The following is a 23,768-nucleotide window of genomic DNA, read 5'->3' as shown; positions in this document are numbered from 1 at the left end:
GGGCCAACCCGCCCAGGACGGTGTCGGCGAAGCGGGTCAGGCGGCGTGCCCAACCCGTAGGCGTAGGACCGCGTCTAGGCTCGGTGGGTGAATCTTCGAGGGGTGCTGCTCGATCTGGACGGAACTCTCGTCGACCACGAGGCAGCCGTGACCGAGGCGCTCCGCGCCTGGTTGCCGACCCTCGGGGTGGCGGCGACGGACGAGGTGATCGCAGCCTGGTCCACGGCGCAGGAACGGCACCTGGTCGCCTGGCGCGAGCGGCGGATCAGCTTCCAGGAGCAGCGTCGTCGGCGGCTCCGCGACTTCCTGCCGACCATCGGTGTCCCGTTCGCCGACGACGAGGAGCAGCTCGACCGGGTCTTCGGCGGGTACCTGCACTGGTACGAACGGTCCTGGCGGGCCTTCGAGGACGCGGCAGAGACGCTGGAGACACTTGCCCGAATGGGGCTTCGAACAGCGGTGTTGACCAACGGTACGGTCGAGCAGCAGCACGCCAAGCTTGCCAGGGTCGGGCTGCTGGAACGGGTCGGGCCGGTGTACACCGCCGAGGAGTTGGGCGTCGCCAAGCCCGCCACTGGCGCCTTCCTCGCCGCATGCCAGCGGTGGGGGCTGCCGGCCGGGGCGGTGGTGCACGTCGGCGACCGGCACGACCTGGACGTGGTCGCGGCACGCGCCGCCGGGCTACACGCCGTACATCTGGATCGCCACAACGAGGGCTCCGCCGACGAGCGCCTTCGGATCACGTCCCTGCGCGAACTCTCCGGCCTGCTGCGCCTGTTCACCGACCGGGGTCCCTGCGGACCCCGGTCCAGCGAACCACTAGCGGAACTGGAAGTAGGCGCGGTGCTGCGTCCCGTCCTCGAGTGAGAGGACGAACTCGCGACAGGTCCCGGCCCAGCTCCGGTCCGTCTTCCACGGGTAGGTGTAGCGGCCGTGTCCGCTCGCCGACAGCTTCGAACGGCCCGGGGTCTCGGCCTTCACCGGCAGCGGTCCCGGCGTGATCGTCCCGTCCGGGTTGACCGTGGCCAGCGTCTGGCAGTCGACCAGCCGGGAGTACGGCGAGTTGCTGGCGAGGATGTCCCGGTCCCCCCGGTGCCGGCCGAGCACGAACTGCATCGGGGTGGTCGAGCCCGCCTTCACCGAGTTGAGGGCGGGTTTGGCCGTTCGGTTGGTGAAACCACGCTCGCAGGACGGGTGGGTGTCGTACGCGGCGGAGTTGTCGTCCCGCCCGGTGGTGCCCTGCACCGCGCTGTAGCCGAGGCCCCGACGGGCGAAGGAGGCCCAGAGCGTGCAGTTGTTCTCGCCACCGGTCAACGCCGCGTCGGCGGCGATGATCGCGTCCCGGCCGACCACGAATCCCGGCCCGCAGCCCTGGATCTTCAACCCGTCGATGACGAGCTGCATGGCCAGGTTGTTGCCACCCGTGCGCCAGTCGCCGTACGCGTTGCGGTTGAGCCCGTGCCGGTCGATCAGGTCCCAGGTCATGTCCCACAGCACGGCGGCCCAGCCATGGCCGATCCCGTGCGGGGCGGCCAGCGACGTACCGTCCAGCCACGCACCGGTCTTGATGCTGTCGTACGTGAACGGCTGGATCTCCATGTTCCGGGAGTACGGGCGGGGCCGGAAGCCGTCGCCCGACCGGCTGTCGGCGAACTGGGCGTACTGGCCGTAGCCACGCGGGCCCTCGGGATCGTCGAGATCCGGGTTGATCAGGGAGACGATGGCGAGGAAGTCGCTCCAGCCCTCGCCCATCTGTTCCTGGCCGGTGAGGCAGTTGACGGTCGGGCCACCGGTCAGGCGGTTCGAGACACCATGACCGTACTCGTGGAAAATCGTTTCCGAGCGGAAGGCGGCGTCGCGCATCGCCGGCCGGTCGGTGTTGCGGTGCACCCGCCCCGAGGCCGGCAGTCCGGCCCGGATGGTGGCGCCGTCGGCCTGGCTCACCATCACCGCCGGGATCCCGACCGGCGGGTTCACCGACCCGTTCATGACCGCCGGGGCACCCTCGACGTTGTTCGCCACCACCACGGCGACAGCGCCGGCGGCCTCGGCGTTGACCACCTGCGTGTAGTACGTACAGGCACTGCTCCGGTCGAGCAGCGCGATCGCGCCGGCCGGCAGGGTGTACGCGGTACAGCCGTCGCCCGGCGTCTCGACACCGTCGTCGACGGGGACGACCTGGCCGGCGAAGCCGGCGTTGGTGGGAGCGGGCGTGAAGCGGGCGTACTCGGCCTGGTAGGTGCTGGCACCCGAGCCCGATCCGATGGTCACCGCGTTCGGCAGCCCGAACTGGTTGCCCGGCCAGAGGAACATCTGCATCCGGGGCGCACCACCGTCCTGGGCGGGGGTGGAGAAGTTGGCGTTGTTCTGACCGGAGCCGTCCTGCGCCTCGCACCGTACGTCGTCGCCGCCGACGCCGCCGCGCTCGTAGTTGTTGACCTGGAAGTTGCCACCGGCCTCGTCGAAGCCGTAGCGGTAGGTCAGGTCGTGCACGATGTTGCACCAGTAGAAGAGGTTCGCCACGGCGGCGGCGGTGTAGGTCTGCGGCTGCTCGTCCAGGTTCGCCGGGAAGTTGAAGTCGAGCCCCGCTCCCCCGTCGGGAACGCTGCCCGGGTCGGGCTGGTTGTTGGCGTCCCGGTCGGCGTAGGCGCGTACGTTGTTCCCCTCGGTGGCGCTGGACTCCGGTCCCGCCACCCCGTCGGTGTCGTGCCAACCGTACGGGGACGCGGTGGCATCGGCCGGATTGGTCACCAGGGTGCGCGGTCCCTCGTTCGGGTCGTTCTTCGGGAAGGTGAAAACCCGGTAGCTCGATCCGTCGTCGACCCTGCGGGGCGGGAACTGCGGGCCGACCACGGTCCCGTGCCCCGAACCTCCCGAGGTCGGGGCGGTGTGCCGGCCCAGAGTGTCGGCGAGCTGCTCGGGCGCGTCGTGGACTGTCCAGTCGTCCACGTTGAGCAGTTCGCCGGAGGCGCTGTCGACGGTGGCGTTCCAGAGGTGCGAGTCGGTCGAGTCGTCGATCACCAACTGCCAGGCGAGCCGCAGTCCGTCGTCGGTACGCTGCCAGCCCAGCCGGGCCGGGATCGGCTCGTCGGAGATGCCGCTGCCGGACACGACGGTGCGCTGGGCGCGACCGGTAGCGTCGTCGAGCACCCGCGGACTGGTCGGCTCGGGCAGGTCGAGTGCGTCGGCCGCCGCCTTCACCGCGCCGGTGGCGTCCAACACCGCGCTACCGGAGGGCTTTGCCGCCAGGGCGGGCAGCAGGCTGTGGCCGACGAAGATGACACTGCCGTCGGAGGCGACGCTGACCGTCGCCGTCGCGCCGAAGACCTCCAACTCCTGGTAGCGCTGGGAGAGGTTGACGTGGGTCACCCCGCTCTGCTGGCTGGTGGTGCGGGAGGAGACCACGAGGTCGCTGAGGTCGGCGTCGCTCACGCCGTACCGGGCGGGGTTGGTCCGCAGGTAGTCGATCGCGATGGTCTCGGGTTTGCCCTCGTTCGGCCCGGTGAGGAAGAGGGCGTTGCGCCCGGCCTGCGCCGAGTCTCCCGAGGTGTCGTCGGGCGCGGCCCAGGCGGGTGGTGCCAGCGTCGGCGTCAGGACCGCGACAAGCGTGGTGACCAGCAGAAACGCCGCGTGTTGGCGGAGCCGGGAGGTCGGGGAGGTTACGGGCACTGGTGCTCCCTTCGTGGCGGATGTACGAGGGGCGTGGGATCTTCGACTTGCCAGCGCCAGCCCGCAGCGCGATAGCCGGCACCGAAGGTTTTGACCGACGGTACGGATCACTTCACGGTGCGTCGTCCGACACACGTTCAAAATCATCGATGTCTTCTGCTACGGCTGTCGGACCCCGCCGTCACTTCGTGAGCGTCCGGTACAGGCGGTAACGCCGCACACTCACCTGACGCACCCCGTCCATGGCCCAGACCCGAGCCCACAGCGGCCCGCTCGAGATCGCATCACCGTTGGCCGCCAGCGCCTCCAGGTGCGCCTCCGGACTGGTCCACTCGGCATAGTTCAACACCTGGGAACCGTCCGTACTGATGTGGAAGAAACCGCCGATGCCACCGGCGGGCAGATGGTCGTCGGCGGCGAGCGCGTCGAAGACCGCGTCGACCCAGACCCGGGCCTGGTCGGCGCTCTCGGCGTCGACCCGGACGGCCACCACCGCGCCCGGGACCCGACCGTCGTCGGCACGGTTGCCCCGGTAGATCCGGTACCGGGCGAGGTCGCGCCGGTCGATGCCGGGCACCACGGCGTCGGTCCGGTCGACGATCGACGCCTGACCGGCGCGCACGAACGCGTCGGCCGCCGCGTCGTCGGTCCACTGCGAGTAGTGGCGGATGAGCTCGCCGTCGGTGTCGAGGTAGATGGCGTACGAGAGCAGACCAGCCGGCCAGGCGACCTCCCGCCACGCGGCGACGAGCGCCTCCGCGGCGGCGCGCTGCCGGTCGGGCGTACCGAGCACCCACTCGTCGGAGAGTGCGACTCCCACATCCGTACGGGTCAGGTCGGGAAGCTGGTCGGTGACGCGCATGTTCGGCCCCTCGGTAGCTCGGTGTGGTGCTGTCGAGAACCGACGCTAGAACCCGAACAGTTGTTGAGGTCAAGGACAACATCGGCCGTACGACCACACCCAGCGCGTACCCGCCCTACCACGAGCCGGCGTAGATGACCTGCTCCCGCAGACCGGCACCCCAGTCGGTCGTACGCTTCTCCAACGCCAGGCCGATTTTCTCCGCGACCCGCTGGGACGGCAGGTTCTCCGGGTTGATGATCGCGATCAGTCGTTCCGCCCCTACCACGTCCCTGGCGTAGTCGCGACAGGCGAGCGCCGCCTCGGAGGCGAACCCCCGGCCCTGCAGATCGGCCCGTACGTGGTAGCCGATTTCGATCTCCTCCACACCGTCGACCCGCTGCACGGTCAGTCCACAATCACCGACGAACTCGCCACTGTCGCGCGCCGACATGATCCAGAGCCCGAAGCCGCGATCCCGGTACAACCGCCGGTTCCACTCGATCCAGCCCAGGGCCTCGCCCCGGGTCAGCAATCGCGGGTAGTAGCGCATCACCTCGGGGTCACCGAGCAGCGCGGCCATGTCGTCGAGGTCATCGACGGTCATCTCCCGAAGCAGCAACCGCGGTGTCGTCAGCGTCGCCATCACGCGACCCTACCCCGCCCGTGCCGGCACCTGCCGTCGCGAAATCCACCGCCGGACACGTCGACCAGCTCAGCATCCGCAGCGCGGTCGGCCCGGTCAGAAGCGCAGGCCGAGGTAGGTGAGCGGACCGGGATCGGCGACCTCGACGACGTGGAAACCGAGCCGGTCGTAGAACGCGCGGGCCTTCCGGTTGGTGGTGATCATCCCTAGGTGCAGCCCCGGCACCCCGGTCCGGCGCAGTGCCCCGGTGAGGGTCTCGATCAGGACTCGGCCGTGGCCCGCGCGCTGGTACCCCGGCAGTACGTCGATGTGCAGGTGAGCCGGGTAGTCGACAAGCTCGGGCAGGAGCATCCGTTCCGGGGTGTGCAGCAGGCGTGCCATCACCGCGTCGGGCGTGCTCGGCTCACCCGCCGGGGCCGGGTAACGGTCCCCGACCCGGGGCAACCACTCGTCGCGGAACCGGCGGACGAACCTGGCCGTGTCGGAGGTGCCGAGCACGTACCCGACCGCCCGTCCGGTGCCGTCCCCGTCCCCGTCCCCGTCGCTGTCGCTGTCGCTGTCGCTGTCGTCGAGCACAAACGCAAGATCCGGTTCGAGGTGAGCGTACGGGTGGGCGAAGATGTCCGGCAGGATGTCCGGGTCGACGTACGAGCCGCTGGCGTCCTCCCCCGCATCGGCCGTACGGATACAGATGTCACCGACCGCGTCGAAGTCACCGGGCCGGTAGGGACGAATGCGCATGGCGTCGACACCTGTCGTTCTCGCGGAGATGCCCACGGGCGGGTCGGGCACCAACTGGTCAGCCATCGTACGGCCGGCGCGGCGCGAACGGGGGTCGACATCGGGTCGGGTCCGACACCGGGGTCGACGACCAGCGGGACTGGCGCCGACCCCACGCGGAGTCGGTCAGTTGACGCCCCGGGGGATACGCCAGAAGGCGAAACCTGCGAGCAGCCCGGCGAGCAGAAGGAAGACCGCGAGTTCCAGCCACTGGAAGGTCCAGTAGCGGTCGGCGGGCTGGTACGAGACGGTGAAGTGAAGGTTCTTGGCCTCCAGGCACTCGGCGTCGCGTCGCAGGTTGCCTCTCATGCAGTCTTCGAGATCCCCACGGCTGATCCGCTCCCCGGCAGCGTTGCGCAGGATCGTGTTCGAGAGGACCCAGGCTCCCGGGACGGTGTAACCCACGAGTTGCACGGCGCCATCGCTGATTCCCAGGCCATCAGCCTGTTGGAGCGCCTCCGTGGTGAAGGCCACCTGCTCCGTCACGGGTGGGATCACGTGTGGACGGACGACGGCCGGCACCAGGATCTGGAACGTGGCGAAGACGGCCAGGGTGATGGCCATCGCCGGCAGGGTCCGGCGGACGATCAGGCCCACGGTGGTGCCGAGTATGAAGGCGAACACGGCGTAGCCGAGCGGGGCGATGTTGCGCGTGGCGAAGGAGAAGGCGTTGAACCGGTCGCCGAGCAGCGCGTCGTACGGGCTCGCGGCCCAGGTCAGCAGGAGGCTGAGTGCCCCGGTGACGACCGCGCTGGCGAGGGCGACGATCACCAGCTTGACCGCGAGCCAGTAGGTGCGGGTGACGCTCTGGTTCCAGACCAGCCGGTGAGTGCCGGTCTCCAGCTCACGGGTGATCAGAGGAGCGCCCCAGAAGGTCCCGATGATCGCGGGAACCGCGATGAGCAGTGCGCCCGTGAGCCCGAGAAAAGGAGAGTACTGGTGCTTGAAGTCGGACATGGCAACGTTGATCGAGCAGCCAGCGACGTTCGGACAGTCGGTCAGGTCGGCATGGGAGTTGCGGATCGCCAGCCCGAGAAAGAGAAGGTAGACCGCGAGCGCGGCAAGTACGCCAGAAGCGGTGAGGGCCTGTGCCCGGAACTGCCGCCAGGTCAGCCAGATCATCGCTGTGCCTCCAGTACGCGCGCCGCGAGGTCGTCGACCGGGCCGTACGCCGCCCGGGTCAGGTAGGCGAGGACCATGTCCTCCAGGTCGAGGTGTTCCGCGTTCTGGATCGAGACGGGGAGCGGTTGGCTGGTTCGTACGGTCAGCGTGCTCTGCCGGGCGGTGTGCTCGGCGAGGAGGACCTCGATCTCCGGCGGTAGGGCGTCGAAGTCGCCGCGAGCCCCGACGATCCGGTAGTGGGCGGCGATCAGGTCGTCCACCTCTCCGGCCAACTCCACCTGGGACGCGACCAGCACGACCAGGTGGTCGCAGACCCGTTCGAGGTCGCTGAGCAGGTGCGAGGAGAGAATGACGCTGACCTCGAGCTCGGCGACGAACTCCATCAGGCTCTGGAGGAAGTTGCGCCGGGCGAGCGGGTCCAGCGCCGCGACCGGCTCGTCGAAGATCAGGAGTTCGGGACGTTTGGCGGCGGCGATGGTCAACGCCAGTTGCGCCCGCTGTCCACCGGAGAGTCGTCCGGCCTTCTGCGCCGGGTCGAGGCCGATCTGTTTGATCCGTCGCTGTGCCAGCCCCTCGTCCCAGCCCGGGTTGAGTCGGGCACCCAGACGCAGGTGGTCGGCTACGGAGAGCCCCGCGTAGACGGGGGTGTCCTGGGCGACGAAGCCCACCTTGGCCAGGCCGGCCGCGTCGGCGGCGGGTCGGGTTCCGAGGACCTCGATGGTGCCCGCCGTCGGCGTGAGGAGGCCACAGGTCAGGCCGAGCAGGGTGGACTTGCCGGCCCCGTTGGGTCCGACCAGCGCCACGATCCGTCCGGGCGGGATGTCCAGGGTGACATCGGTCAGGGCATGGCGTCGCCCGTAACGTTTGTGCAGCCCTCTGGTACGCAGAACCGGCGTCATCTCTTCACCTCTGTGGCGCTCCGGAATGTGGTCATGAACAGTGCTTCGATGCTCTCGGCGTCCAGGCCCGCCCGCTGCGCCCTGGTGATCCAGTCCCGCAGTTCGCGGCGGAGCGGCTCGTGCGCGGCGAGGGAGTCGTCGTCGGTCAGGGTCCGGGTCACGAAGGTGCCCAGCCCGGGTCGGGGTGAGACGAGCCCCTCGTGTTCGAGCTCGCGGTAGGCCTTGAGCACGGTGTTGGGGTTGATCGCCAGCTTCGCCACGACGTCTTTCACCGTCGGAAGCTGATCGCCGACGGTGAGCAGACCCAGTCGCAGCGCCTGCCGCACCTGCTGGACGAGCTGCATGTACGGCGAGACCCCGGAGCGAAGGTTCAGGTGGAAGTCGATCATGTCTTGCTCTATTCATCTAGGATGCTAGTACATTAGGGGTACGAGAGGTGCCGCTTGTCAAGCCCAAGCTGTCAACAGAAGAAGGCGCGGTACGCCGCGAGCCCCGACCGATCAGGAGAAGCGATCGATCGTCACGGGAATCAGACCCTGGTCACGGGCTGCCGCCGTCAACACCCGCAGCAGCGGCCCGACCCGTTCACCGGCACCGGCGACGGCGAGGTTGGCGGTCAGATCCACCGCCCAGGCGACACCGGGGCCGACCCGGCGCAGGTCCCACGTGAACAGGTCGTCGGCGACCCGGAGCCGCGCGGAACCGACCACCCGCGTCGCCGGCCGCGAGACGTCCTCGGCGACCGTCATCCGCCAACCGTCCAACAGCGCGGCCAGGCCGTCCCGGCTGAGATCGTTGGTGAACAGAATCCGGTAGACCCGCGTCTCGTCGAACCCGTCACCTGCCTCGGCGAGGCCCAGTCGCAGCGGCGGCGAGAAGACCGACGAATCGCCGACGCCGAAGTACGAGCGGAGCGTCGTCTCGGCGGGCAGTTCCCCCGTACCGAACCGTCGATAGACGTGCTCGACGCGGTCACGGCGCGCCGTGACGAGCCGGCGGCGCAGCTCCTCCTCCGTCCGTAGCCGACGGCTGAAGGAGGTCGCGTCCCACCACTCGCCGGCCGTCCAGCCCGCACCGCGCAACGCGATCGTCGAACTGTCCTCGGCGAACTCGAACTCCTCGACCAGGATGCCGTCCACCTTGGCCGAGGAGGGAGCGCGGCCGGGCTCGGACAGGATCAGGTAGTAGTCGAGGGAGCGCTGCGACGGGGATGCGAAGGCCGGGCCAGCGTCCCCGAACCGGTGGAGGTCGGTTGTCACCGTCGCACCGTACCGCCGGGCGGGCGGGCAGGCAGGCGGGCGGGCGGGCGGTAATCGTTCGCCAGGTGTCGGTCCCGGTGCGACGATCGCCCGGTGTCGCCATCCCGAACTGAACTGCTGCGTTGGCAGTTCGACCTGACCTGGTCGCTGCTGGACTACCACCTGGACCGGTTGGAGTCGACCGACCTGCTCTGGGAGCCCGCCGAGCTCTGCTGGACGGTCCGGCCGGACGCCACCGGCGTATGGGTGCCGGACTGGTCGGAGTCCGAACCGGATCCGATTCCGGTGCCGACGATCGCCTGGATCACCTGGCACCTCGGCTGGTGGTGGAGCGTCACTCTCGACCACGTCGAGGGTCGGGCGCCACGGGACCGTACCGATGTCGGGTGGCCCGGTGACCTGGACGGGACGATCACCTGGCTGCGCGGTCTCCGTACCAGTTGGGTGGCGGTCCTCGACCGGCTCGGTGACGAGGACCTGGACCGCCCCGCGACCTTCCCCTGGCAGGCCGAGGACGGGCACCCGGTCGCGCGGATGGTGGCCTGGGTCAACGCGGAGTTGATGAAGAACAGTGCCGAGATCGGCCAGCTCCGCCTGCTGCGGGCCGCTGGCCCAACCGGGAACCAATCCACGTCGGTTTCCGACCTGAGCCCGGTTACGGCGAAGGATCCGCGGGCCGAGCCGGGTGGTGAGGTCGGTGAGCAGGATCCGGAGCAGGCCGGTGAGCTGGTCACGCTGAACCGGGGTCAGGGCGTCGAGCAGGCCCTGTTCGTGTTCGAGTAGTTCGTCGACCGATCGGTCCAGCAGGCGGTGTCCGGCGTCGGTCAGGGTGACCAGCACGCCCCGTCCGTCCGGGCCGGACTTTTCCCGGCCGACCAGTCCGTCCTGTTCGGCGCGGCTGACCCGTTGGGAGATCGCCCCGGCGCTGACCAGCGAGAGCCGGGCGATTTCACTCGGGGCCAGCTGGTAGGGCGGGCCGGCCCGGCGCAGGGTGCTGAGCAGGTCGAGCGTGGCCGCGTCGATGTCGAGACGGGTCAGGGTACGTCGTCGCTCGTCATTGAGGATCTTACCGATGCGCCAGATCCGGGTGATGACGCCGATCGACTCGACCGGTGTGCCGGGGCGTTCCCTGGCCCAGGCGCTCGCGATGCCGTCTACGCCCGCCAGGGCGCCGGGGCGTACGGGGCGGCCAAAGCCGCGGTCGAGGCGTGGACCGCCTCCCTCGCCGGTGAACTCGGCCCGCGTGGCATCACCGCCAACGTGGTAGCTCCTGGCCTGATCGTCGACACCGAGTTCTTCCGTGACCGGATGACCCCCGAGGGCGTCGACCGGCGGGTGGCCGCCACCCGCAACGGACGGGCCGGCACCGCGGACGACGTCGCGGCGACCATCGCCTTCCTCGCCTCCCCTGCGGCCGGGCACCTCACCGGCCAGGTGATCCACGTCAACGGCGGGGCGTACCTGGGGCGCTGAGGCGACCGGCACGATCGAGCGCCGTCGGCGATCCATCCATCCACCCGAGCGAGGATTGACCCCACGTACAGATCATCTTTATATTGGGTCCCCATGGCGGCATTGCGGGAACCCACGTTTCTCATCCTGGCCGCGCTGGCGGTGCGCCCCCTGCACGGCTACGGCGTGATCCAGGAGGTGACGACGCTCTCCGAGGGGCGGGTGACACTGCAGGCCGGCACCCTCTACGCCGCACTGGACCGGCTCACCGCCGAGGGGCTGGTGGAACCGGACCGCGAGGAGACCGTCGACGGGCGGCAACGCCGCTACTACCGCCTCACCGAGGACGGCGTGCGCGCACTCGACAGCGACCTGGCCCGACAGCTTCGTAACACGGCTGCGGCAGGCGAACGACTGCGGCAGCGCCGCTCCCGAATCGCCCCGCACCCGGCCCACCCACCGATGCTCGGCGGCCCTGCCACGCAGCCATCGTGACGAGACTCTGGTCGCATCACCCAACGCCCCGGACCGCGCGGCAGCTCCCTGGCCGGACCGTCGCGCCGTGGTAACCGAATCCCACGAAGGACTCCCCCCATGACCGGTCCCGAGCAGCCGCGCACCGACCACCGGCTCGCCCTCCACTACCGTCGACTGCTGCTCGCGTACCCGTCCGACTACCGGCGCGAACGGGGCGAGGAGCTGCTCGACACATTGCTGGCCACTGCGCCGCCGGGCCGCCGCCGGCCAGCCGTACGGGAGGCGGCGAACCTGCTCCGGCACGGGCTGCGTTGCCGGCTCGGCCGACCGACCAGCGGCGGGATCGTGATCGTCGCCGGTTTCACCGCCCTGCTCTTCGGCTTCCTGGGCTCCGTTGCCGGATCGTGGCTGGGTTGGCAGGCCGCCCGCCCCCTCCCGGATTCCGCCGAGGCCGCCGCGATCGCCCGGACCGCCCTGCCCACCCGGCTACCGGTGCACCAGATGCGCCGGGACGAGCTTTTCTTCTACGACGACCCGACCGATGCCTGGACCATCGTCAGTGGCGGAGACGACTACACCCCGGGTCGGGTCGAGTTCGGGTTCGAGTCCGACCAGGACGCACGCACACTCGCCTCGGACGTCCGTGGCCGCCTCGATGCCAGCGGGTGGGAGGTGAGCGACGTGGAGTTCCACGGCGAACGCGCGTTCGGCGAGGGAGCAACGCTGTACGCCCGCCGCGACGGACTGACCGTCTGGTACTCGGACCTCGGCGCCGGGGCCACGCCACGGCTCGACCTGACCATCGTCCGGGCACGGCCGACCACCCCGCTCCCGCTGGCCGTACTCGGTGGCCTGGTCGGTGCACTCGTCGGTTGGCTGCTCGCCGGGTGGGTGAGCCGTCGTACGGCGGGCCGACACCGATTCGTGCAGGTGCTGGTCGGCCTACAGGTCGGTCTCGTCTTCGTCGGCATGTTCCCGGCTTTCCTGATCAGCACGCTGGTCGTCGTCGTGTCCGCACTGGAGGACCCGGGGTGGATGCCGGCGCCGCCCTGGCTCGGTTTCGCCTACCTGGGAAGGCTTCCCGCGCTGCTCGCCCTGCTGCCCGCGCTGGGCGTACTCGGGCTCGCCCTGCTGCCTCGGCGCGAGTCGAAGCCAGCCGGCCTGGCGACCGGCTAACGGCAGCGGTAGCGCCGGCAGCAGCGGCTCGGCAGCGTTTCAGGGGGCGGTCAGACGGGCGACGGACAACGGCACCGGCAGGGTGCCGAGCAGGAACCGGTCCGGGCGGACGATCGTGACCGCCTGCCGGCGGGGCCGGGACAACACGCCGTCCAGATCCTCGAAAACGGGGCAGTCCAGTCCCTTCGGGCTCCGCCGTCCGCGCGGCACGAGGGCGAACACCATCGCGTCGCGATCGGACACCCACCGCCGGGCGCCCGCGTCCAGGTGCCAGTACGGGTCACCGCCGTACCCGATCACCGCCCAGCGGTTGCCGAGCAGGTCGTCGAGGCGGAGCACCGTGCCGGTCGGCGTACGGAGCCGGGCGTCGGGCAGCAGGCGACCCGCGCCCGGGTGGCGTCCCGCCGTGCCCCGGGGCAGACGCTCAGCGGGTTGACCGTGCCGGCCGACAAACGCCGCCAGTCCCGGCACCGCACCGGCGGTACGGATCAGCGACCGGAGCAGCGCGGAGCCCACTCGGCCGCGATTCTGCACGATCCGCCCCATCCGTAGCGCCATCGCCGTGGTCGCCCGTACGTCCGGGCGTCGCTCCCGCTCGTAACCGTCAAGCGAAACCGGGTCGTCGACTCCGCGCACCACCTGCGCGAGCCGCCAGGAGAGGTTGGCGGCGTCGCGGATGCCGCTGCCGAGTCCCTGTCCGACGAAGGGTGGCATGGAGTGCGCCGCGTCACCGGCGAGCAGGACCCGACCGGTCCGCCACCGGCTCGCCATCCTGGCGTGGAAGGTGAATACCGAGGCGCGGCGTATCCGCACCGAATCCGGGTCGACCCAGGCGCCGACCAGCCGGCGGATCTCCCCGTCCTGGACCATCGTGGCCGGGTCCTCCCCCGGCAGCACCAGCCACTCCCAGCGGTGGGCCCCGACACGGGACATGGTCACCAGCGGTCGGGCCGGGTCCAGCACGTAGGCGAACGACGGTTCGGCGTCGGGTATCGGGGCGCTGGACGCGTCGACCACGAGCCACGGCTCCGGAAAACTCACCCCCTCGTACGCCACACCCAGCAGGCCGCGTACTGCGCTGGCGGCGCCGTCACAGCCGACGAGCCAGTTCGCCCGGACCCTACCGCCGTCGTCGAGCAGGGCTTCGACGTGCTCGTCGGTCTGCTCGACGCCGACCACCGACCGCCCGAGCCGCAACCGGACCGTCGGTGCCGCCGACAGGCTGGCCCGGACCGCCGTCTCCAGTCGTGGCTGGTCGATCAGGACGGCGGCGGGTGGGTCGAGTTCGTCGCCGGGAATGCGGGCGTCGAACAGCACGCGGTGATCCGGTCCGAGCACCCGCCCGTGGCGCACCGGCGTGGCCCAGCCCTCGACGTCGGCCAGTCCCGGCACCCGGCGCAGGATCCGCCGCACTCCGGCGTCGAGCATCGCCGCGCGCGGCCGGGGATAGGGCTCGGTGTACGGGTCGACCACCAGCACCCGGACCCCGTACGCGCCGAGCAGTGCGGCGAGTACCCCGCCGACCGGTCCACAGCCGGCCACCAGGACGTCAACGCCGGCCGTATCGAGGCCCATGTCACCGCCGACGTCGGAACGGTCCGCTCCACCGGTCACAGCCACCCCCGTAGCGCATCCGATCCGCCGGGCGCCCGGCACCCGGCACCCGGCGCGGTCGTGCTGGTCGGCCTATCCGGCGGCGAGCAGCGACGGGGACTCCTCGACCCGTCGCCGATGACGCCGGACGCGCCGAATCGTCACCAGTAGCAGGGTAATCGCCGCGAGCGTGAACAGGATGTCGCTGGCCAGCTCCTCGCCCGGTGAAATGGCCCGCCATGGGTGCAGGTGGAAGCCGTCCCAGGCGTGCACCAGCAGGGCGCCCCCGGCAAGCGCCAGCCGGTGTCCCTGAGACCATTGTGGACTTGCTGACCAGCGCAGGACCAGCCAGGTCGTGCCGGCGAGCAGGGTGGCGGTGATCCCGACCCCGAGCCAGTTCTCGGGCATCCAGAGCAGCCTGGACACCACCAGGGCGAGCAGCAGCACCGGTAACCGGTGCTCGGGCGCCCTGATCGCGGGCCGGCTCGGGCGGTGCGGCGCCTCGGCACCGGGGGCGTGGCGATGCGGGACGGTGAAGGCGGCGACGACGAGCGCGAGGGCGGCCACCGCGGCGACGGTGGACTGGAGCGTGCTGGCCTGGAAACTCTCGGTCGACCGCAGTTCGGTGTAGATGATGGCGCCGCCGCCGAGATAGAGCAGGGCGGCCACCACCAGGCCCGGCGTACGGAGCCAGGGGGTGGTGGCCCGGTCGGGAACCAGGGACTCGACGATGGCGATCGGCACACCGATGCTCCAGATCGCGTGCCCGGCGACGAACAACAGCGTGAAGTAGGCGCTCACCCTGAGGCCCGGAATCGGCGCGACGCTTTGGAAGTCCAAACCGGAGTAGTCGGGGTTGAACAGGGACTGGTCGAGCAGTCCGGCTTCGATCACGCCGTAGGCGAGCCCGAGCAACAGGATGGTCGGCCAGCCCCGGCCGGCGCGGCGGGACACCTCGCGGACCAGCAGGGCACCGCCGCCGTACATCGGCACGAGGAAGACGATCAGGGGAAGGTCACGGACCGAGTGGCTTCCCATCAGGTACTCGGCCACCCACGGGGCGAGGAGGGCGAGCCCGACGGCGGGTAGCACCCGCCGGGCAAGCCCGGTTCGCCGCGTGGGCTGGGCCGGCTGGGACTCTGTCATAACGACGAGTCTGGATTGCCGGCCAGCACGCGAGCTACCAACCGAAGTCTCGCATCGGGTGACTTCGGTCTACCGGGAGCGGATGAGGGGTCCGAACGGCGACCCGGCGTTGCCCGCACCGACGCCGGCCGGTTGAGCCTGTGGTGAGGCGGGTCAGCGGGTCGGCGGGGCATGGGGAACAATGGCCGCCGTGGAAGCCCTACGCCTGGTGTTGCTCTACGTCCACCTGATCGGTTTCGCGTTGCTGCTGGGCGGTTCGATCGCCCAGTACGTGAGCGGCACGATACGGATCAACCCCGCGATGCTCTGGGGTGCGGTCATCCAGCTTCTCTCCGGCCTGGGTCTCGCCGCGCCGCTGCGTGACGGTGACGAACCGTCGCCGGCCAAGCTCCTCACCAAATTGCTGATCGCGCTGGCGATCTTCACGATGGTGTTCTTCTCCCGTAAGCGGGACGCCGTCAACCGGGGACACTTCCTCGGGATCATCGTGCTCACCCTGGCCAACGCGGCGGTGGCGGTCTTCTGGCGGTGAGGCTTCGCAGGGCGCCCGGCAGGGGCGGGCTGACGCTCCTCCAGGTGCGCGGACGCGCCCGTTCGCGGGCCGGCTGACCCGGTGGCGTGGCAAGCTGACTGACATGGACCGGGAACGGTTGACGGACTGGATCGCGGCGTACGAGCGGGCGTGGCGTACGGCGGGCACGGAGACGCTCGCGACGATCTTCACCGAGGACGCGAGCTACCAGCAGGGACCGTATCTGGAGCCGGTGCGCGGGTTGGCGGCGATCGCCCGGATGTGGGAGGCCCAGCGGGAGGGGCCGGACGAGGTGTTCGGCATGACCAGTCAGGTGGTCGCGATCGACGGCGAGACCGCCGTGGTCCGCCTTGAGGTGCGGTACGGCCTTCCGGTCACCGAGCAGTTCCGCGATCTGTGGATTCTGCGTTTCGCCGACGACGGCCGTTGCCGCGTATTCGAGGAATGGCCTTTCTGGCCACCGGGACAACACTCCGCACTGCCCGGTCAGGGATGATTCCGGCTCCGACGAGGAAAACTCTTTCCTCGTTGCCGACCGACTCTCCGCACCTATAACCGGCAGCTCGGAGAAGTAACGGAAGAGCCTCGGAATCGGCTCGGAGCCCCTGATCCATCACGGACAATCTGGTCGCCCACTGCTCGCATGAGCATGGGAGACGTCTGTTCATTTTCGGACAGTCGATGGCAGTTGCCGCCGATATCACCTATCCGCGCCGCTGTGCCGCCGATCGTTCCACCAGACAACGCCAATCGTTCACCGAAGCGTCGATTTACCTCGGTGATCACATGATTGCGGCCAGGCATGATGTGCGGGACCGGCCGCGAGCGTACGACTGCCGAAAATGCGCAGTGTGCGGGCTGGTCGAACGCCGCGTCGGCGTAGAAGGAGGAAGTGTGCGAATCTCGGTTGCCCGAACAGTTGCGCTACTGGCCGCGTCCACGACGGCGCTGGCCATCGCCGCCTGCGCGCCCCCGGAGAAGGAGAGCGCGGCGTCGAACAGCGACGCGGCCAAGGCCGCCAGCGTGGCCGACCTCGGTGGTCTCGACAAGCTCGTGGCCGAGGCCAAGAAGGAGGGGCAGCTCAATGTGATCGCGCTGCCGCCGGACTGGGCCAACTACGGCGAGATCATCAAGGCGTTCAACACCAAGTACGGCATCAAGGTCAACTCGGCCCAGCCGGACGCGTCCAGCCAGGACGAGATCAACGCGGCGAAGCAGCTCAAGGGCCAGGAGGGCGCGCCGGACGTGTTCGACCTCGGCGGGGCGGTCGCGTCGGCGAACACCGCGCTCTTCGCGCCGTACAAGGTCGCGACCTGGGACGACATCCCGGCCGCGCTCAAGGACGCGAACGGCACCTGGGTGAACGACTACGGCGGCTACATGTCGATCGGCTACGACAGCAGCAAGGTGCCCGCCCCGCAGAGCGTCGCCGACCTGCTCAAGCCCGAGTTCAAGGGCAAGGTCGCGCTCAACGGCGACCCGACCCAGGCCGGCGCGGCCTTCAGCGGCGTGGTGATGGCGGCCCTGGGCAACGGCGGCTCGGCCGACGACGTCAGCAAGGGCGTCGACTTCTTCGGCCAGCTCAAGAAGGCCGGCAACTTCCTGCCGGTCGACCCGACCGCGACCACGGTCGAGTCGGGCCAGACCCCGGTCGTCATCGACTGGGACTACCTGAACGTCGCCCAGGGCGCCAAGCTCCAGGGCAAGATGGACTGGAAGACCGTGGTCCCGTCGAACGCCGTGGTCGGCTCCTACTACGTGCAGGCGATCAGCAAGGACGCCCCGCACCCGGCCGCCGCGCGACTGTGGCAGGAGTTCCTCTACTCCGACGAGGGCCAGAACCTGTGGCTCGGCGGTGGCGCGCGTCCGGTCCGGGCCGACGCGATGGCCAAGGCCGGGACGATCGACCAGGCCGCGTACGGCAAGCTCCCCGTCACCAGCGGCGAGCCGGTGTTCCTCACCGAGGCGCAGACCGCGAAGGCCAAGGAGAGCCTGGCCACCAACTGGGCGAAGGCAGTGGGCTGAGGCGACGATGACCGTCGTTACGCCACACCCGGACCCCGTGGCGCCCGCGCCCGGGGTTCGGCCCGTCCCGGCCTCCCGGCGCCGGACCAGCCTGCCGGGCCGTGATCTGCTCGGCGTCGTCCCGTTCTTCGCGTTCGTCGTGGTGTTCCTGGCGATCCCCACCCTGGTGGTGGTCATCGGCGCGTTCACCAGCGACAGCGGCGGCTTCACCCTCGACAACCTGTCGGCGGTCGGCACCTCGTACATCCTGGAGGCGTTCGGACGCAGCATCCTGCTCTCCGCCGTCACCGCACTGGTCGGCGCGGTCCTCGGCGGGCTGCTCGCGTACGCGTTGGTCACCGCGAAGCCGGACGGCGTGCTGCGCCGGGTCGTCACCTCGGCGGCCGGCGTGCTCGCCCAGTTCGGCGGCGTGACGCTCGCCTTCGCGTTCGTCGCCACGATCGGGCTGAGCGGTTTCGTCACCGTCTTCCTCCAGGACAACCTCGGCATCAACATCTACTCGCACGGGGTCTGGCTCTTCGAACTGCCGGGCCTGCTCCTCGTCTACACCTACTTCCAGGTGCCGCTTATGGTCATCGTCTTCCTCCCCGCCCTGGACGGCATCCGTCCACAGTGGCGCGAGGCGGCGGAGAGCCTCGGCGGCTCGACCTGGCAGTACTGGCGGATGGTGGCGATGCCACTGCTCGCTCCCCCGTTCCTCGGCGCGACGCTGCTGCTCTTCGCCAACGCCTTCTCGGCGTACGCCACCGCCGCCGCGCTGGTCAGCCAGGGCAGCCCGATCATCCCGCTGCAGATCCGGGGCGCACTCACCAGCGAGGTGATCCTCGGCCAGCAGAACCTGGGCAAGGCCATGGCACTCGGCATGATCGTGGTGGTCGCGCTGGTGATGTGGCTCTACGCGGTGCTACAGCGAAGGAGTTCGCGATGGCTGGGGTGATCCGACGCCGCGCCCGGCGTCAGCGGGCCTTCCGCTGGACCGTCATCACCGGACTCGGCATCTTCTTCCTGCTGCCGCTGCTGGCCATGCTGGAGTTCACCACCCGGGGCGCGAACGGCTCGGTGACCTTCGAGACCTGGCAACTGCTGCTGGACTGGCGACAGCTCGGCGAGACGTACCCGGACCTGTCGGCCGGCATCACCGCCTCGTTCGGGCTGGTCCTGCTCACCGTCGCCCTCACCCTGCTGCTGCTGGTCCCGACCGTCGTCTGGGTACGCCTGCGGCTGCCCCGGCTGCGCCGGCTGGTGGAGTTCGTCTGCCTGCTGCCGCTGACCATCCCGGCGATCGTGCTGGTGGTCGGACTCGCCCCGGTCTACGCCTGGGTGACGTACTTCCTCGGCGTCTCCCCGCTCACGCTCACCTTCGCGTACACGATCCTGGTGTTGCCGTACGCGTACCGGTCGATCGACGCCGGGCTCTCCGCGATCGACGTACGGACCCTGGCCGAGGCGTCCCGCAGCCTCGGCGCGAGCTGGGCCACGGTGATCTGGCGGGTGGTGCTGCCAAACATCCGTTCGGCCGTGCTCTCCGCCGCGTTCCTCACCGTGGCGCTGGTGCTGGGCGAGTTCACCATCGCCTCCCTGCTCAACCGGAGCAATCTCCAGGTCGCCATCAACCTGCTCGGCAAGAGCAGCGCCACGATGTCGGTCGCGGTGTCGTTGACGGCGCTGGTGCTCGCATTCGTCCTACTGATGTTCTTGTCCCTCGTCGGCGGTCGACGCCGGACTTCCCCGAAGGAGACACGGTGACCGGTACGACCAGCGTCGCCACCGCGCCCGGCGCCCGCGCCGGCGCCCGGCAGGGCGTCACGGTGCGCCTCGAGGCCCTGCATCGCCGCTTCGGCAACACCTTCGCGTTGGACGGGCTCGACCTCGAACTCGCCCCCGGCGAGATGGTCGCGCTGCTCGGCCCCTCCGGCTGCGGCAAGACCACCGCGCTGCGGGTGTTGGCCGGGTTGGAGGAGGCCGACTCGGGTCGGGTGCTGGTCGACGGCGAGGACATCACGGACCGTCCGGTCAACCGGCGGGACATGGGGATGGTCTTCCAGGCGTACAGCCTCTTCCCGCACCTGACCGCGCGGGAGAACGTCGAGTTCGGGCTCCGACTGCGTGGACGCCCGGCGGCGGCCCGGCGTGAGCGGGCCGGGAACATGCTCGACCTGGTCGGCATCGGCGGCCACGCGGACAAGTACCCGCACCAGCTTTCCGGCGGGCAGCAGCAGCGGGTGGCGCTGGCCCGGGCGCTCGCCATCGAGCCCCGGGTGCTGCTGCTCGACGAGCCGCTGTCGGCGCTCGACGCCAAGGTACGGGTTCAGCTCCGGGACGAGATCCGCCGGATCCAGATCGAGGTCGGCACCACCACCCTCTTTGTCACGCACGACCAGGAGGAGGCGCTGGCGGTGGCCGACCGGGTCGGTGTCATGCGCGGTGGCCGGCTGGAGCAGTTGGGGCCACCGGCGGAGATCTACCTGCGTCCGGCGAGCGCGTTCGTGGCCGACTTCGTCGGGCTGAGCAACCGTCTGCCTGGCCGGGTCAGTGCCGACAGGGTGGAGGTGCTCGGTGCGACGCTGCCGCTGGTCGAACCGGGCGACGCGCCGTCGGACCCGAACGCGCCGGTGACCGCGCTGGTCCGCCCGGAGGCGGTCGACCTGGTGGCCGACCCGGACGGCACCGGGCGGGTTCTCGCGGCGAGCTTCCTCGGCCCGATCAGCCGGGTGACCGTCGCGATGCCGGACGACACCCTGGTGGTCGCCCAGGTTTCCAGCGCCCGGCTGGCCGACTACGCCCCAGGTACGGCGGTCCGGGTCGAGCTGCACCCGGCGCCGGTGGCGCTGGCGAACTGACCCGTCCACAGATGTCGGAGGTGGGGACGTCCCGTGCCGGGGCGTCCCCATGACCCCGGTCAGTCGATGGTGATCACTACCTTGCCCCGGCCGTGCCCGGTCTCGACCTCCCGGTGCGCGTCCGCCGCACGATTCAGCGGGAACGTCTCGCGGACGTGGATCCGTAGCTGACCGCGCCGGTGCAGTTCGACAAGTTCGGCTAGGCGCTCGGCCGAGCGAAGGGCGGGCGTCACCCGGATCCCGAGCGGTTCGGCCTGGCCGTGCTCGACCAGGGTGAGGATGCGCTGCCGGTCCGGCACGAGTTCCAGTGAGACCCGCAGCGCGTCCCCGCCGGCACCGTCCAGGGCGGCACTGACCCCGTCCGGGGCGAGCTCCAGGACCCGCTCGCGCAGGCCGTCGCCGTACGCGACCGGGATGGCACCGAGCCCGCGCAGGTAGTCGTGGTTCTCCTCGCGGGCGGTGCCGATCACGGTGGCGCCCCAGAGCCGGGCGAGTTGCACCGCGACGGTGCCGACCGCGCCGGCCGCTCCGTGCACCAGCAGCAGGTCTCCCGCTCCGACGCCGAGTGCCTGGAGGGCGATGTGGGCGGTCTGGGCACCGGCGGTGAAGCCGCCCGCGACCGTCCACGGCATCGACTCCGGCTTTCCGGTGATCTGGTCGGCCGGGACGACCAGGTGCTCCGCGTAGCAGCCGAGTTGCCCGAAGCCGAGCACCTCGGCGCCGACCTCGACCCCGGTCACCCCCGCACCGATCTGGTCGACGACCCCGGCGAACTCGTTGCCGGGGATGCGGGGGAAGCCGGGCGACACCCCGGGCGGTGTCCAGCCGGCCCGCACCGCGCAGTCGTACGGTTGCACCCCGGCCGCCCTCAGCCGGACCCGGACCTGGCCCGCACCCGCCTGCGGGGTCTCCACCTCGATCAGCCGGAGCACCTCCGGGCCGCCGAACTCCGTTAACGCCGCAACCTGCATCGATCCGTCCCCTCGTTGTCGGAGAGCACAGTCTCCAACCTCAACAAATGTTGAGGTCAACCTCGAAGAGGCAGCACGACGAAGATGCCCGTGTTTGATATGAAACAGCCGAATAGCGATAGCCTCGGCGAGTGGCTGGTGAACGGCGGCGGGTCGGCACCCTCCTTTTCGACGTACTCGGCACGTTGGTCGACGAGACGGGATCCGTGGCGGACGAGGTCGGCTCGGCACTCACCGAGGCCGGGTCCGACCCGTCGCAGTCCACCCGACTGTCCCGGGAGTGGGCGCGCCGGATCAGCGAACAGCAGCGCCTGGTCAACGCCGGTGAGATCGCCTGGACGTCGCAGGACCAGGTCCGCCGGGCGACGATCAACGAGATCGCGGCGGAGCACGGGATACCGCTCGACCGCCCCGCGCTGGAGCGACTGGCGACGGCGGGACACCGGCTGCGGCCGTGGCCCGATTCCGCCGCGGCCCTGGCGAGTCTCGCCGAGCGGTTCCTGACCGTGGCGCTCTCCAACGCGGATCTCCCGACGCTCGCCGACCTGTCCCGCCAGGGCGGGCTGCGCTGGCACTGCGTGCTGTCGGGTGAACTCGTCCGGGCGTACAAACCGCATCCGGCGGTTTATCGGCTGGCACTGCGGATGCTGCGCCTGGACCCCGGCCGGACGATGATGGTCGCCACCCACCCCTGGGACCTGCGGGCCGCGGCGGAGCACGGGCTGATGACCGCGTACGTCGCCCGCCCTGGCGGCACCGCCCCTGACCCGACGGACCAGTTCGACATCGTCGCGTCCGACCTCGCCGACCTGGCAGGCCAGCTACCAACCGAAGTGGACGCGGTACGGCGCTGACGCCCCTCGCAGCGCCGAGGGGCCGGAGCCGGCCTCGCCTCCGACTCCACCGCCGACCGATCCGGCGCGGGTCAGCGGTGCCCGGACATCGATCGTTGACGACAGGCTCGGGGCATGGTCTGATCGCGGTCGCGAAGATATCTCGCATTCTGCGATTCAGCAGGGAGGACACATTCATGTCCAAGATCCGTCGGATCGCACTCGTGGTCGCGCTCGTCGCGACCGTGAGCGCGGTCGATGCGCTGTCGGCCACCAGCGACCGATCCAGCGCGGCAGCCAGACCGGTCGCCGAGGTGGCGGCCCTACCGACCGCGGCCGTCGCGCTCGGCGACAGCTTCGTCAGCGGCGAGGGCGCCGGCGCGTACACCTCGGTCGCCGACGTCAACGGCGTCCCCCAGGAGTTCCCCGGCTGGTCGGCGCCGAACAACAACGCGTTCTTCTGCCACCGGTCCGCCAACGCCTCGCTGCACAAGGCGAACCTGCCGGGAATCCAGGCCCGGTTCAACCTCGCCTGCTCAGGCGGGCAGCCGCACGACATCGCCAGCGCCTCGATCAACCGGACCAGCGGTCGGAACGTCTCCGCTCAGCTCGACCAGCTCCGCGCGGTCGCCCAGACCAACGACATCGACCTGGTGCTGGTCGGGCTCGGGTCCAACAACAGCTCCTTCACGTTCGGCGACGTGGCGTCGAAGTGCGCCAACCGGTTCGTCGCCGACGCCTGGACCGGTTGGTGGGAGTTCTGGGCCTACCTCGGTGGCCCGGTCGAGCAGGCGCCGTGCAGCGCCGGGGACCTGGCCACGCCGGCCCAGGTGAGCGCCGCGACGGCCGAGACGACCAACGCCGTACGGCAACTGCTCACCACGCTCGACCAGGTCGACCCCGACGGGCAGCACCGGATCGTCTTCCAGGACTACACCAACCCGCTGCCGTTCGACCTGGAGTCGAAGTTCCACGAGGAGGACGGGCGCGACGACAGCCGGGACAAGTTCCGTGACCTGGGCGCGGAGCGGTACGCCGGCGGCTGCCCGATCCACCGCGCCAGCCTCGCCGCCGGTCACCTCTTCTCGGGCAACCTCGGCACCCTCGTGCAGTCGGTGGCGAACACGATGCGGACCGAGTTCCCCAGCGCCGACCTGGTGTATCTGAACGTCCAGCGGGCCTTCGACGGCGCGCGGCTCTGCGAGAGCGCGAACAGCCCGACCGGCACCCTCGCCACGCCCATCCGGCTCCAGGACGGACCGACCGGGGTGCCCCTGACCAGCCTCTCCGGTTACGACAAGATCGCCATCCAGCGGATCGCGAACAGCTGTGTCTCGTACTTCCAGACCTGCCAGGAGTCGTGGCACCCGAACGCGGCCGGACACGCCGTACTCGGGCAGTGCCTGGCCGGCGCGGCGGCAACCCCGAATCGGACCGTCGCGTGTGTGCGGTCCGGCAACGGCACGATCACCATCTCCTGAGCCAACCCGCCCGATATGGCCGCCCC

24 protein-coding genes and 1 pseudogene are annotated in these 23,768 nt (G+C 70.3%); 13 read left to right on the top strand and 12 right to left on the bottom strand.

Annotated features, from left to right (window positions below):
- The first annotated feature begins 87 nt into the window (after window positions 1-87).
- Window positions 88-867, top strand: coding sequence for an HAD family hydrolase (locus BDK92_RS32660; protein ID WP_246017378.1), 780 nt, complete (start codon window positions 88-90; stop codon window positions 865-867).
- On the opposite strand, the gene BDK92_RS32655 is transcribed toward BDK92_RS32660, so the two are convergent.
- The 8 genes from BDK92_RS32655 to BDK92_RS32620 all read right to left on the bottom strand — a co-directional run bounded on the left by BDK92_RS32655 (window position 820) and on the right by BDK92_RS32620 (window position 9,216).
- Window positions 820-3,669, bottom strand: coding sequence for a M36 family metallopeptidase (locus BDK92_RS32655; protein WP_246017377.1), 2,850 nt, complete (start codon window positions 3,667-3,669; stop codon window positions 820-822). The genes BDK92_RS32660 and BDK92_RS32655 overlap by 48 nt on opposite strands.
- A gap of 181 nt (window positions 3,670-3,850) precedes the next feature.
- Complete coding sequence (locus tag BDK92_RS32650; RefSeq protein WP_121160200.1) at window positions 3,851-4,531, bottom strand: antibiotic biosynthesis monooxygenase; 681 nt, start codon at window positions 4,529-4,531, stop codon at window positions 3,851-3,853.
- Between the two features lie 115 nt (window positions 4,532-4,646).
- Window positions 4,647-5,156, bottom strand: coding sequence for a GNAT family N-acetyltransferase (locus BDK92_RS32645; protein WP_121160199.1), 510 nt, complete (start codon window positions 5,154-5,156; stop codon window positions 4,647-4,649).
- A gap of 96 nt (window positions 5,157-5,252) precedes the next feature.
- The gene (locus BDK92_RS32640) at window positions 5,253-5,897 is read right to left on the bottom strand and encodes a GNAT family N-acetyltransferase (RefSeq protein WP_121160198.1); all 645 of its coding nucleotides are present in this window, start codon (window positions 5,895-5,897) and stop codon (window positions 5,253-5,255) included.
- A 165-nt stretch (window positions 5,898-6,062) separates the two neighbouring features.
- Window positions 6,063-7,058, bottom strand: a complete 996-nt coding sequence (locus tag BDK92_RS32635) for an ABC-2 transporter permease (RefSeq protein ID WP_121160197.1) — start codon at window positions 7,056-7,058, stop codon at window positions 6,063-6,065.
- Complete coding sequence (locus tag BDK92_RS32630) at window positions 7,055-7,957, bottom strand: ABC transporter ATP-binding protein (protein ID WP_121160196.1); 903 nt, start codon at window positions 7,955-7,957, stop codon at window positions 7,055-7,057. Before BDK92_RS32630 ends, BDK92_RS32635 begins: the two co-directional genes overlap by 4 nt.
- Window positions 7,954-8,346, bottom strand: a complete 393-nt coding sequence (locus BDK92_RS32625) for a GntR family transcriptional regulator (RefSeq protein WP_121160195.1) — start codon at window positions 8,344-8,346, stop codon at window positions 7,954-7,956. Before BDK92_RS32625 ends, BDK92_RS32630 begins: the two co-directional genes overlap by 4 nt.
- 111 nt (window positions 8,347-8,457) lie before the next feature.
- Window positions 8,458-9,216: a hypothetical protein gene (locus tag BDK92_RS32620; RefSeq protein ID WP_121160194.1), complete on the bottom strand. Its 759-nt coding sequence runs from the start codon at window positions 9,214-9,216 to the stop codon at window positions 8,458-8,460.
- A 93-nt stretch (window positions 9,217-9,309) separates the two neighbouring features.
- Here BDK92_RS32620 and BDK92_RS32615 point away from each other — a divergent pair, with 93 nt between their 5' ends.
- Window positions 9,310-9,999, top strand: coding sequence for a DinB family protein (locus BDK92_RS32615; protein WP_121160193.1), 690 nt, complete (start codon window positions 9,310-9,312; stop codon window positions 9,997-9,999).
- Window positions 10,000-10,119: 120 nt separating this feature from the next.
- On the opposite strand, the pseudogene BDK92_RS40605 reads toward BDK92_RS32615, so the two are convergent.
- Window positions 10,120-10,206: pseudogene (locus BDK92_RS40605) on the bottom strand (MarR family transcriptional regulator); the annotation flags it as partial.
- Here BDK92_RS40605 and BDK92_RS32610 point away from each other — a divergent pair.
- From BDK92_RS32610 to BDK92_RS32600, 3 genes are all read left to right on the top strand, one after another.
- On the top strand, window positions 10,180-10,689 hold the full coding sequence (locus BDK92_RS32610; protein WP_246017603.1) for an SDR family oxidoreductase: 510 nt from the start codon (window positions 10,180-10,182) through the stop codon (window positions 10,687-10,689). The pseudogene BDK92_RS40605 and the gene BDK92_RS32610 overlap by 27 nt on opposite strands.
- Before the next feature lie 93 nt (window positions 10,690-10,782).
- Entirely contained in the window at window positions 10,783-11,163 is a 381-nt protein-coding gene (locus BDK92_RS32605) for a PadR family transcriptional regulator (RefSeq protein ID WP_121160191.1), read from the top strand.
- Window positions 11,164-11,262: 99 nt separating this feature from the next.
- Window positions 11,263-12,321: a hypothetical protein gene (locus tag BDK92_RS32600; RefSeq protein WP_121160190.1), complete on the top strand. Its 1,059-nt coding sequence runs from the start codon at window positions 11,263-11,265 to the stop codon at window positions 12,319-12,321.
- Window positions 12,322-12,360: 39 nt separating this feature from the next.
- Here the strand turns inward: BDK92_RS32600 and BDK92_RS32595 are convergent, their stop codons facing one another.
- Together BDK92_RS32595 and BDK92_RS32590 are read right to left on the bottom strand one after the other, a co-directional pair.
- Window positions 12,361-13,935: an FAD-dependent monooxygenase gene (locus BDK92_RS32595; protein WP_211349448.1), complete on the bottom strand. Its 1,575-nt coding sequence runs from the start codon at window positions 13,933-13,935 to the stop codon at window positions 12,361-12,363.
- A gap of 72 nt (window positions 13,936-14,007) precedes the next feature.
- The gene (locus BDK92_RS32590) at window positions 14,008-15,060 is read right to left on the bottom strand and encodes a hypothetical protein (protein WP_147457198.1); all 1,053 of its coding nucleotides are present in this window, start codon (window positions 15,058-15,060) and stop codon (window positions 14,008-14,010) included.
- A 190-nt stretch (window positions 15,061-15,250) separates the two neighbouring features.
- On the opposite strand from BDK92_RS32590, the gene BDK92_RS32585 reads away from it, so the two are divergent.
- From BDK92_RS32585 to BDK92_RS32560, 6 genes are all read left to right on the top strand, one after another.
- Window positions 15,251-15,592 (top strand): hypothetical protein, encoded by a 342-nt coding sequence (locus tag BDK92_RS32585; protein WP_121162784.1) that lies wholly within the window; start codon window positions 15,251-15,253, stop codon window positions 15,590-15,592.
- A 103-nt stretch (window positions 15,593-15,695) separates the two neighbouring features.
- A complete protein-coding gene (locus BDK92_RS32580) occupies window positions 15,696-16,088 on the top strand; it encodes a YybH family protein (protein WP_121160188.1) in 393 nt (130 codons plus the stop codon).
- Window positions 16,089-16,486: 398 nt separating this feature from the next.
- Complete coding sequence (locus BDK92_RS32575; protein WP_246017376.1) at window positions 16,487-17,617, top strand: ABC transporter substrate-binding protein; 1,131 nt, start codon at window positions 16,487-16,489, stop codon at window positions 17,615-17,617.
- A 7-nt stretch (window positions 17,618-17,624) separates the two neighbouring features.
- Complete coding sequence (locus BDK92_RS32570; RefSeq protein WP_121160186.1) at window positions 17,625-18,554, top strand: ABC transporter permease; 930 nt, start codon at window positions 17,625-17,627, stop codon at window positions 18,552-18,554.
- Window positions 18,542-19,363, top strand: coding sequence for an ABC transporter permease (locus tag BDK92_RS32565; RefSeq protein ID WP_121160185.1), 822 nt, complete (start codon window positions 18,542-18,544; stop codon window positions 19,361-19,363). The genes BDK92_RS32570 and BDK92_RS32565 overlap by 13 nt, the downstream gene beginning before the upstream one ends.
- Entirely contained in the window at window positions 19,360-20,457 is a 1,098-nt protein-coding gene (locus tag BDK92_RS32560) for an ABC transporter ATP-binding protein (RefSeq protein ID WP_121160184.1), read from the top strand. The genes BDK92_RS32565 and BDK92_RS32560 overlap by 4 nt, the downstream gene beginning before the upstream one ends.
- A 59-nt stretch (window positions 20,458-20,516) precedes the next feature.
- On the opposite strand, the gene BDK92_RS32555 is transcribed toward BDK92_RS32560, so the two are convergent.
- A complete protein-coding gene (locus tag BDK92_RS32555; RefSeq protein WP_121160183.1) occupies window positions 20,517-21,428 on the bottom strand; it encodes an NADP-dependent oxidoreductase in 912 nt (303 codons plus the stop codon).
- A 131-nt stretch (window positions 21,429-21,559) separates the two neighbouring features.
- On the opposite strand from BDK92_RS32555, the gene BDK92_RS32550 reads away from it, so the two are divergent.
- Complete coding sequence (locus BDK92_RS32550) at window positions 21,560-22,282, top strand: haloacid dehalogenase type II (protein WP_121160182.1); 723 nt, start codon at window positions 21,560-21,562, stop codon at window positions 22,280-22,282.
- A gap of 176 nt (window positions 22,283-22,458) precedes the next feature.
- Window positions 22,459-23,742 (top strand): SGNH/GDSL hydrolase family protein, encoded by a 1,284-nt coding sequence (locus BDK92_RS32545; protein ID WP_121160181.1) that lies wholly within the window; start codon window positions 22,459-22,461, stop codon window positions 23,740-23,742.
- Window positions 23,743-23,768 lie beyond the last annotated feature (26 nt).

The sequence above is a fragment of the Micromonospora pisi genome (assembly GCF_003633685.1).
Taxonomy (GTDB): Bacteria; Actinomycetota; Actinomycetes; order Mycobacteriales; family Micromonosporaceae; genus Micromonospora_G; species Micromonospora_G pisi.
Note: the sequence above shows the minus strand (reverse complement) of the source record. Positions and strands in the feature narration are given on the sequence as shown.

Coding starts and splice junctions, on each gene's coding strand:
- BDK92_RS32650 (WP_121160200.1), bottom strand. CDS start 4,531: ATGCGCGTCACCGACCAGCTTCCCGACCTGACCCGTACGGATGTGGGA.
- BDK92_RS32645 (WP_121160199.1), bottom strand. CDS start 5,156: ATGGCGACGCTGACGACACCGCGGTTGCTGCTTCGGGAGATGACCGTC.
- BDK92_RS32640 (WP_121160198.1), bottom strand. CDS start 5,897: ATGCGCATTCGTCCCTACCGGCCCGGTGACTTCGACGCGGTCGGTGAC.
- BDK92_RS32635 (WP_121160197.1), bottom strand. CDS start 7,058: ATGATCTGGCTGACCTGGCGGCAGTTCCGGGCACAGGCCCTCACCGCT.
- BDK92_RS32630 (WP_121160196.1), bottom strand. CDS start 7,957: ATGACGCCGGTTCTGCGTACCAGAGGGCTGCACAAACGTTACGGGCGA.
- BDK92_RS32625 (WP_121160195.1), bottom strand. CDS start 8,346: ATGATCGACTTCCACCTGAACCTTCGCTCCGGGGTCTCGCCGTACATG.
- BDK92_RS32605 (WP_121160191.1), top strand. CDS start 10,783: ATGGCGGCATTGCGGGAACCCACGTTTCTCATCCTGGCCGCGCTGGCG.
- BDK92_RS32600 (WP_121160190.1), top strand. CDS start 11,263: ATGACCGGTCCCGAGCAGCCGCGCACCGACCACCGGCTCGCCCTCCAC.
- BDK92_RS32590 (WP_147457198.1), bottom strand. CDS start 15,060: ATGACAGAGTCCCAGCCGGCCCAGCCCACGCGGCGAACCGGGCTTGCC.
- BDK92_RS32580 (WP_121160188.1), top strand. CDS start 15,696: ATGGACCGGGAACGGTTGACGGACTGGATCGCGGCGTACGAGCGGGCG.
- BDK92_RS32570 (WP_121160186.1), top strand. CDS start 17,625: ATGACCGTCGTTACGCCACACCCGGACCCCGTGGCGCCCGCGCCCGGG.
- BDK92_RS32565 (WP_121160185.1), top strand. CDS start 18,542: ATGGCTGGGGTGATCCGACGCCGCGCCCGGCGTCAGCGGGCCTTCCGC.
- BDK92_RS32555 (WP_121160183.1), bottom strand. CDS start 21,428: ATGCAGGTTGCGGCGTTAACGGAGTTCGGCGGCCCGGAGGTGCTCCGG.
- BDK92_RS32545 (WP_121160181.1), top strand. CDS start 22,459: ATGTCCAAGATCCGTCGGATCGCACTCGTGGTCGCGCTCGTCGCGACC.